The organism is Bacteroidia bacterium (assembly GCA_016218155.1).
Lineage (GTDB): Bacteria > Bacteroidota > Bacteroidia > Bacteroidales > GWA2-32-17 > GWA2-32-17.
Window position 1 is genome coordinate 1 of the sequence record JACREQ010000065.1, and the last position, 1,815, is coordinate 1,815.

Consider the following 1,815-nt stretch of genomic DNA (forward strand, 5'->3'; position numbering starts at 1 on the left):
ATGGTACTTTTTGGACGATTTAATAAGTTGGCGATTTCTGATTTTAATTTTCCCAGCGATAAATATGTTTCCATTTTTACTCGCTCTTCATAACTCAATCTTTTATATGTTTTCATTTTGCAACTTTTTTTTACAAAGTTCAATAAAAACACTTGATGATTCAGAAAAATCATAACGAACACCAAGGTCTAAATCAATGCCATAATCTGTTGTTGACAAAGCTTTCAATTTTAAAAGGTCGTAACTATCTGAACCAATTGTCTGGTCGCCTTTATACATATATGCAAAATAAAATGCGGCTCCGATATATGGTTTAATCTTATGTTGTTTGTAGAGATAGCCTCCACCCAAATTGAAATCGAGATAATGAAGATTCCAATCTATTTTTGTATTGTCAACATTTGATTTTGCACCAAAATTTTTATATCCGATTTCAGGTTTAAAATAAAATCCTGGTGAAAAAACTTTTTCATAATTGACAGCATAAGAATATTTAATATCTCTGCTCAAATATTCATCTTCATTTCCCTGCGAATCTTTAAACCGAAAGCCGGAAAAGACTTGTGCAAAATTGAGACTTATTTTCTCTTGTGCATACATGAACACAGGTGATAAAGCAAATAGAAATACGAATAATTTTTTTCTCATAAAATGTTATTTTGTAATGATTAATTTAGTTGCAGCATATAATTCATTTCCTTTTACTATTGATACGATGTATAAACCGATAGGAAGTGTAGAACAATTAATATTATTTTCGGATTTATCAGATTGTATTTTCATTAAGTCCTTACCTGTAATTGCAGAAATTACAATTTCATAATTTGAAAGATTTCCATTAATAATAAGTTTTGTTTCTGTTGTTGCAGGGTTTGGATATAATACAATCGAGATATTATTTTTTGTAAATGATTGTACTGTCAGGTTTATTGGTTGCTGAAAACCTTGTCTTAATAATTGTCCGTTTACAAAATAATCAGTATTCGAGGGCTGTCCTGCGGATTGACGAAATAATATATTGTCAACTGAAATACTATTACCAAAACAATTAATTGAGGAACGAATAATACTTTGTCCTTGTGTTAAACTTGCGACAAAAAACAAAAATAAAATTATTGAGATTTTAGTTTTCATAATTGTGTTTTTAGATATTTCAAAAGTACTTATTTAAATTACAATCAAAAAAATTATTACTTCCTTATTCGCTTGATGCGTTGGAAAAAGGCAAACTCTATTTGTTTTTTTAACCTTTGAAAATAATTTAATCCAAAAAAACAAATTGTGTTTGACTGAGCATTGATAGGGCTGACCGTGTGGTTAAAACTTATTAAATGTGAGCGATTGGAGATTAGTGAATTCGTTGTTGGTGCAGAGCAAGTTTCTTTTTTGCTTATCTTGAATTGCAAGCAAAAAAGTAAACTAAACAACGAATTGACTAATGTGGGAAAGCTATACATTATTGGCATTGCGCTGGCTAAAGGGAAAGTGATTTTTATTTTTTTTACCATAGAAAACAATTTAATTCAAAAAAAATAAAATTGACTTGACCGTGTGTTTGATAGGGCTGTTCGTGTGATTAATAAGGAGCGGTGGCAAAAAAATTAAAACTGCGTTGGCTTGTGTATCGGCTATCTTTAAAGTCATTTTATAATAATTGTCTTTATACATTATATTATACCTAAATTTCTAAAATAAAAAACTGAAAAGTGGTGGGAATATCTTAAATTTACATTGTTCCAAGAAGTTTAAGAAACACCACTTTTCAGATGAGTAAAAATAAGAAGAAAAAATCGGTTTACAAAACAAATAATGTTA

General features: G+C 29.0%; 3 protein-coding genes. 1 reads left to right on the forward strand and 2 read right to left on the reverse strand.

Annotated elements, in window-relative coordinates:
- Positions 1-102: 102 nt before the first annotated feature.
- Together HY951_11945 and HY951_11950 are read right to left on the reverse strand one after the other, a co-directional pair.
- On the reverse strand, positions 103-648 hold the full coding sequence (locus HY951_11945) for an outer membrane beta-barrel protein (GenBank protein ID MBI5540765.1): 546 nt from the start codon (positions 646-648) through the stop codon (positions 103-105).
- A 6-nt stretch (positions 649-654) separates the two neighbouring features.
- Positions 655-1,134: a T9SS type A sorting domain-containing protein gene (locus HY951_11950; protein MBI5540766.1), complete on the reverse strand. Its 480-nt coding sequence runs from the start codon at positions 1,132-1,134 to the stop codon at positions 655-657.
- A 207-nt stretch (positions 1,135-1,341) separates the two neighbouring features.
- Here HY951_11950 and HY951_11955 point away from each other — a divergent pair, with 207 nt between their 5' ends.
- On the forward strand, positions 1,342-1,536 hold the full coding sequence (locus HY951_11955) for a hypothetical protein (GenBank protein MBI5540767.1): 195 nt from the start codon (positions 1,342-1,344) through the stop codon (positions 1,534-1,536).
- Positions 1,537-1,815 lie beyond the last annotated feature (279 nt).